This is a genomic window from Nocardia sp. NPDC052112, from assembly GCF_040680135.1.
Taxonomy (GTDB): Bacteria; Actinomycetota; Actinomycetes; order Mycobacteriales; family Mycobacteriaceae; genus Nocardia.
The window spans coordinates 233305-239641 of sequence record NZ_JBFAWD010000012.1; the positions used below are offsets into that span (position 1 = coordinate 233305).

7 protein-coding genes are annotated in these 6337 nt (G+C 65.3%); 5 read left to right on the forward strand and 2 right to left on the reverse strand.

Going from position 1 to position 6337, the window contains the following annotated elements; translation table 11 throughout:
- Positions 1-93 precede the first annotated feature (93 nt).
- The 5 genes from AB0L58_RS24330 (at position 94) to AB0L58_RS24350 (ending at position 4631) form a co-directional block, all read left to right on the forward strand.
- Entirely contained in the window at positions 94-1188 is a 1095-nt protein-coding gene (locus tag AB0L58_RS24330) for a DUF1707 domain-containing protein (RefSeq protein WP_364389889.1), read from the forward strand.
- A 6-nt stretch (positions 1189-1194) separates the two neighbouring features.
- Positions 1195-2004: a DUF1707 domain-containing protein gene (locus AB0L58_RS24335; RefSeq protein ID WP_364389891.1), complete on the forward strand. Its 810-nt coding sequence runs from the start codon at positions 1195-1197 to the stop codon at positions 2002-2004.
- A gap of 251 nt (positions 2005-2255) precedes the next feature.
- Positions 2256-2810: an N-acetyltransferase gene (locus AB0L58_RS24340; protein ID WP_364389916.1), complete on the forward strand. Its 555-nt coding sequence runs from the start codon at positions 2256-2258 to the stop codon at positions 2808-2810.
- Between the two features lie 173 nt (positions 2811-2983).
- Positions 2984-3538, forward strand: coding sequence for a PadR family transcriptional regulator (locus tag AB0L58_RS24345; RefSeq protein WP_364389892.1), 555 nt, complete (start codon positions 2984-2986; stop codon positions 3536-3538).
- Positions 3531-4631 (forward strand): inositol-3-phosphate synthase, encoded by a 1101-nt coding sequence (locus AB0L58_RS24350; RefSeq protein ID WP_364389893.1) that lies wholly within the window; start codon positions 3531-3533, stop codon positions 4629-4631. The genes AB0L58_RS24345 and AB0L58_RS24350 overlap by 8 nt, the downstream gene beginning before the upstream one ends.
- Positions 4632-4914: 283 nt before the next feature.
- On the opposite strand, the gene AB0L58_RS24355 is transcribed toward AB0L58_RS24350, so the two are convergent.
- A complete protein-coding gene (locus AB0L58_RS24355; protein ID WP_364389894.1) occupies positions 4915-5340 on the reverse strand; it encodes a GyrI-like domain-containing protein in 426 nt (141 codons plus the stop codon).
- An 8-nt stretch (positions 5341-5348) separates the two neighbouring features.
- A complete protein-coding gene (locus AB0L58_RS24360) occupies positions 5349-5807 on the reverse strand; it encodes an effector binding domain-containing protein (protein ID WP_364389895.1) in 459 nt (152 codons plus the stop codon).
- Between the last annotated feature and the right edge of the window lie 530 nt (positions 5808-6337).

The following is a 6337-nucleotide window of genomic DNA, read 5'->3' on the forward strand; positions in this document are numbered from 1 at the left end:
CATTGCTGAACTGGGGCGTTGCCGCCATCGGCGGATTACGATTCTCCCGTGTCCCCCGCTACATCCGGGCGGTCAACGGCAGCATCCGGGCGTATGCGGGCGCGTGACCTCGACCGTGCCGATGCGTCCAGTGTGCTGGATGCGGCCTACGCCGAAGGGCAGCTCGGCGCCGATGAATATCGCGAGCGTACGGCCAGGGCCGAGACCGCCAAGACCATCGCCGATCTGGACCGGCTCACCCACGATCTCCAGGTTCCTTCGGCGGTACGCGATCTGGTACCGGGCGCGCCGACACCGGTACGAAACCCCTTGCGCCGCGCCGGATCCACGGGCCGTTATCCCGATCACACCCGAGCCCGCGACGCCGATCGCGACACAACCGGGCAGCTACTCGACAGCGCCCGCCGGGACGGTCAGCTCACCGAGGAGGAGCATCAGACCCTCGGCGAATTGGCGCAGGGGGCCAAGACACTCGGCGATTTGGCCGATCTGGTCGACGACCTGCAACGGCCGACCGATGCGCCGCTGCCGCCGACACCACCGCGATCGAATCGCCGACGCTGGTATGTGATCGGTGTGACCGCCGCGTCGGTTTGTTCGGCCGTCGCCGCTTTCGCGCTGACCAGCGGTGCCGCGATATCGGATGCACCACCCGTCGCACCTGTCGGCGCCGCCGTGCCCGATCTCGGTGCGGTGCAACCGGTGGTGGTCGCGACACCGAATCTGCTCACCCGCGAAGGGGTTACACACTTCCTGGCGAAATACCGGGCGAAGTTCGGTGATCCGCAGGTCGATGCGCTGACCCTGTTCGGCGATTACGCCACGGTTGCGCGTGCGGTACCCGGTCAGCCGAATCGGCAGGTTCGCTACGACTACCGGGGCGGATTCGCGCAGAGCGGTGCCCCCGTCAGTCGCAAGACCGATACGCCCGCAGCCGATCTGACGGAGCTGAACGTCGCCGCTGTGTCGGACCTATTGGCAACCGCGCCCACCGTGTTGAAGGTGCCGAACGGAGTTGTCACGCATATGGATGTGGAAGTCGACGCGACCGGTGGCTATAGCTCCTATGGCATCGCGAAGGGTGCGACGATCGTGCGGATCTTCGCGGGCAACCAGTTCAACGAATCCGGGTACCTCCTGCTCACCCTGGCGGGGCAGATCGTGCGTGCCTGGCCGTTCGAAGGGTGATGATCGATGGCGACGACGCGCTATGGCGGAATCCGGGCCCGCGATACCGACCGGGCCGATGTCTGCGGACTGCTCGACGCGGCGCTGGCCGACGGGCAGCTCACCGCTGACGAACACGCCGAACGCACCGCGAAAGCCATGCGCGCCAAGGCATTCGGCGACCTGGACGAGTTGATCGGCGATCTGCAGATTCCGCGGAACCTGGTGGATGCCCCGGTGATTCGAGTCGATCGCCGTCGACCGCGGCGTTGGCTCGCGCCCGTGGCATGCATTGCCGGGGCCGCGGTCATCGGTGCGGCGGCGGGCGGCATAGCGAGCTGCGCCTCGGGCGGGTCCGGGCCGTTCGGATGGTTGGAACATGTGCCGGTGCTCACCACTGGTACCGGCCTTGCGTATTTCATCGACGAATATCGGGCCGAGTTCGGTGATACGAAGGTCGACGAGGTCACCCTCTATCCCGACTACGCGTTGTTCGAGCGGCAAGCCGCAGGCGATCCGACCGTGACCGTCGGATATCGCTATGACGGCAGCTTCCACGACTACACCAGTAGCAATGGCCGCAAGGCCGATGTGCGTACCTTCGACCTCGCGAGCATCGATCTGCGCGCCATCGCCGGGCTGCTGGCCGGTGCGCCGCAGTCGATCAAGACGCCGGGTGGCGTCATCACGCACGCCTCGATCGAATTTCCGCCCAGTGGCCGCAGTGATTCGGACCCCGCGGTCGCGATCTATGCCAAGAACCAGGCGGGTGCGTCGGGCTATCTGACCGCGACGGTCACCGGGGAGCCTTTGCAAGTCTTCCCACCCAGTCGCTGACGCGGAGCCCGAGTCGATCTGCTGCGGCCGTAATTCGCTGGCCCCTCGTAACTGTGCGCGCTAGCATTCGCTGTCCGTATTCGACCCGATGTACAGCCCGAGGAGGTGGGGCGGAATGACCGCGCCGAAGACCGCCGTCCCGCACGACGCCCGGACTGTTCAGATATCCCGGGTCCCGGTCTGAATCTCTCTTCATCCGGCGTTCGTGCGGTGAGCCGTCTGGTTCGCGTGACGGTGGTGCCGTGTCCGAAATCGGGCCCGAACCATACGAATACGGAGAATCCGCGTTGAATTTCCCCATCTCTTGGCGCACGCGCCCCGAAACCGATGCCGATACGTCCGCGATCCACGCGATCAACCGGGCCGCCTTCGAGCGCGCCGATGAGGCCGATCTGGTCGACGCATTGCGTGCCGATTCCGCCTGGATGGACGGACTCTCGATCGTCAGTACACTGCCGGACGACACTCCGGTCGGCTACGCGTTGCTGACCCGCTGCCATGTCGACACCACGCCCGCGTTGTGTCTCGGACCGTGCGCGGTACTGCCCGAATATCAGAAGTCGGGTGCCGGGGCCGCCGCGATCCGGGCCGGACTCGACGCGGCGGAGCAACTGGGCGAGGCCTTCGTCATTGTGCTCGGGCATCCGACCTACTACCCGCGCTTCGGCTTCGGGAAGGCATCCGAGTACGGCATCGGCCTGAGCATCGAGGTGCCGGATGAGGCGTTGATGGCATTGACGCTCGACCCGGCGCGATCGTTGCCGAACGGCACAGTCCGCTACGCCGCGCCATTCGGTATCGACTAGCGGCAGATCACCGACGGTGGAGCGACCCCGGTTCGTTCCACCGTCGGACCATCCGCAACCCGCACAGACGGTGCTTTATATCGCGGACGACTATGCACGTTTATATCGCTCCGATATAGTGGGAAGTCGCATCCATCGGTTAGGTCTGCACACAAGTCAGGGGGTGAAGCCCGATGCTCGAGTTGGCAATCCTCGGGCTGCTCCTCGAAGCGCCCATGCACGGATACGAGCTGCGCAAGCGGCTGACCGGTTTGCTCGGACCGTTTCGGGCCTTCTCCTACGGTTCGCTCTATCCGACGCTGCGTCGCATGCAAATGGATGGGCTGATCGCCGAGGAGAACGTCGCGGGCGTCACCCGTCGTGCGCGACGGGTCTATCAACTGACTCCGGCCGGGCGCGAGCGGTTCACCGAACTGCTCGCCGATACCGGACCGCAGAACTACACCGACGACGGCTTCGGCGTCCACCTGGCGTTTTTCAGCCGCACCCCCGCGGAAGCGCGGATGCGGATCCTGGAGGGCAGGCGTCGGCAGGTCGAGGAGCGCCGAGAGGGTCTGCGGGAGGCGATCAAGAAGGCCAGTGGCTCGCTGGATCGCTATACCCGCCAACTTCACCAGCTCGGTCTGGAATCAAGCGAGCGCGAAGTGCGCTGGCTCAACGAGTTGATTGCGGCGGAGCAATCGACGAAGGCGGCACCACAGAAAGAGGGAAATATCGGCCATGAGTGAAGTCAACAAGGCTGAAAACGCCACCGAAGTCCGCGTCGCCATCGTCGGCGTGGGTAACTGCGCTTCCTCGCTGGTCCAGGGCGTGCAGTACTACCGGGATGCGGACGAGACCGCGACCGTGCCCGGTCTGATGCACGTCAAGTTCGGCCGGTACCACGTCCGCGACGTCAAGTTCGTCGCCGCGTTCGACGTCGACGCCAAGAAGGTCGGCTTCGACCTGGCCGAGGCGATCTTCGCCAGCGAGAACAACACCATCAAGATCTCCGACGTGCCGCCGAGCGACGTTGTCGTGCAGCGTGGTCCGACGCTGGACGGTATCGGCAAGTACTACGCCGAGACCATCGAGCTGTCCGAGGCCGCACCGGTCGACGTCGTGCAGGTGCTGAAGGACAACAAGGTCGACGTCCTGGTCTCCTACCTGCCCGTCGGCTCCGAGGAAGCGGACAAGTTCTACGCCCAGTGCGCCATCGACGCGGGCGTCGCCTTCGTCAACGCGCTGCCGGTGTTCATCGCCTCCGATCCGGTGTGGGCCGAAAAGTTCACCAAGGCGGGCGTTCCCATCGTCGGTGACGACATCAAGAGCCAGGTCGGCGCCACCATCACCCACCGCGTGATGGCCAAGCTGTTCGAGGACCGCGGCGTGCAGCTCGACCGCACCATGCAGCTGAACGTCGGCGGCAATATGGACTTCAAGAACATGCTCGAGCGCGAGCGCCTGGAGTCGAAGAAGATTTCCAAGACCCAGGCCGTCACCAGCAACCTGAAAAAGGAACTGGGCGCCAACGATGTGCACATCGGCCCGTCCGATCACGTCGGCTGGCTCGACGACCGCAAGTGGGCCTACGTGCGCCTCGAGGGTCGCGCCTTCGGTGATGTGCCGTTGAACCTGGAGTACAAGCTCGAGGTGTGGGATTCGCCGAACTCGGCGGGCATCATCATCGACGCGGTGCGCGCCGCGAAGATCGCCAAGGACCGCGGCATCGGCGGGCCCGTCCTCCCGGCCTCGGCCTACCTGATGAAGTCCCCGCCGAAGCAGCTGGCGGACGACATCGCGCGCGCTCAGCTGGAAGCGTTCATCATCGACAGTGTCTAATTTGCAGCGCCTGCGGCGCTGCGTGTTCGCGGCTCCCTGATGGCTTGCGTCCCGAGTGACCGAGAATCGCGACTTCGTCGCATGCGCTTCGGCCACTCGGACGCAAGCCGGGCCGCGAACGGCGCCTGCTTCGATCTCGCTCCGCTCGAAACCTGATGTGGTTAGTGAGCGACGTCCAGGGCCGGGCTACGGAAATCCGTGAGCCCGGCCCTATTTTGTTTCTGACCTCAGCTTTGTTTCAGACGCTGAACCCGTCTCCGAGTCACCGACGCACCTCGGCAAGTCAATCCAGCGAGACGTACACCTCCACCGACGTAGGTCCGGTGTAGCGCTCGATTTCCGCGGTGTGCGAGCGGGTGATGGTGCCCGCACTCTCGGCCTTGCGGACTTGTGCCCATGCGGTGCGCAGCAGATCGTAGGGCTTATCGGAGACAACGAATTTCGCGTAGCGTCCGGACGGGACGCGGGTCAGCACATCACCGGCATCCATATCGTCCATATCGGCGATCTCGTAGCCCAGAATCGCGACGGCGTGATCGTTCTGGCCGATATAGGCCGCGACCCGCGGCACATTCTTCTCCCGCGCCAGATACCGGTCCCAGGTGAAGTTCACCAGGTCCAGGTCGCGGGCGGTCACCTCGCGTCCGGCCAGCGGGACGGTGAGTCCGGCGACCAGGCTTGCGTCCAATGTGACAATTTCGAAGTCCACAGCTGTTCCTAACCGTCGACCGGTTCGTCTGCCAGCGCCACGAATACCTCGGCCGTGCGCGCGTCCGGATAATGTTCCACGTCACCGGTATAGGCACGCACCAAACGTCCGGCGGCCTCGGCATCCCATACCGCGCGCCAGATGGTCACGATGGTGTCGCCGAGATTGTCGCCACTGAGGGTGAACCGGGCGAACCGTCCCGCGGGCACCCGCGCCAACACATCGCCCGCTAGCAGATCCGCGAGGGTATGGCAGCGGTAGCCGACGATATGCGTCAGGTAGGAGTTGATCTCCGGCGCGTGGTCCACATACGCGGTCGTCGGCGGTCCGGGCAGCGTGCGGGCCAGATTGCGTTTCCACGCCTCCTCGACCTTGGCGCGGCGCGGTCCCTCGACCGCGAGCGCCGGGCTGCGCAGCACTGTGCCCGCCACGAGCGTCTCGGGACGATCAACGACATTGAAATCCACCGGCGTGCCCCTATGTCTAGTCTGTCTCCAATTGGCGGCGCTCCCGGGCCCCGTGGCCGCGGAAGCTACTCCCGGGCCGCACGCTCGCGCCGCCTGTCGTCGCTCGAGCGCATATCCTTCCTCATCGATCTCACGACGTCGGCGTCGGCCTGGTTTCGTTCCGGCGCGCCGCGCTCACTTCACTGTGGGAAACGATGCTGCCACGTCATCCGTTCCCATGGCCCCGGTCGGCACACATTCATAGCGAACACGAGCAGGTTGTCAGTCGACCCAACCCCGACGGAGCGAGTCTTGCGAGCGATGTTCGTGGCCCGTCGCGCGTTCGCGCCGAAGGTGCGGCCACACAGCCGAGTCGTCGAAGCGTATGCGACGAAGTCGCGGGACTCGCCCGTCTGGTGCGTGTACATCGGGTGCCGGACACCCCGCTATCAGTGGCCCCGACGGAGCGAGTCTTGCGAGCGATGTTCGTGGCCCGTCGCGCGTTCGCGCCGAAGGTGCGGCCACACAGCCGAGTCGTCGAAGCGTATGCG

Coding starts and splice junctions, on each gene's coding strand:
- AB0L58_RS24330 (WP_364389889.1), top strand. CDS start 94: ATGCGGGCGCGTGACCTCGACCGTGCCGATGCGTCCAGTGTGCTGGAT.
- AB0L58_RS24335 (WP_364389891.1), top strand. CDS start 1,195: ATGGCGACGACGCGCTATGGCGGAATCCGGGCCCGCGATACCGACCGG.
- AB0L58_RS24345 (WP_364389892.1), top strand. CDS start 2,984: ATGCTCGAGTTGGCAATCCTCGGGCTGCTCCTCGAAGCGCCCATGCAC.
- AB0L58_RS24350 (WP_364389893.1), top strand. CDS start 3,531: ATGAGTGAAGTCAACAAGGCTGAAAACGCCACCGAAGTCCGCGTCGCC.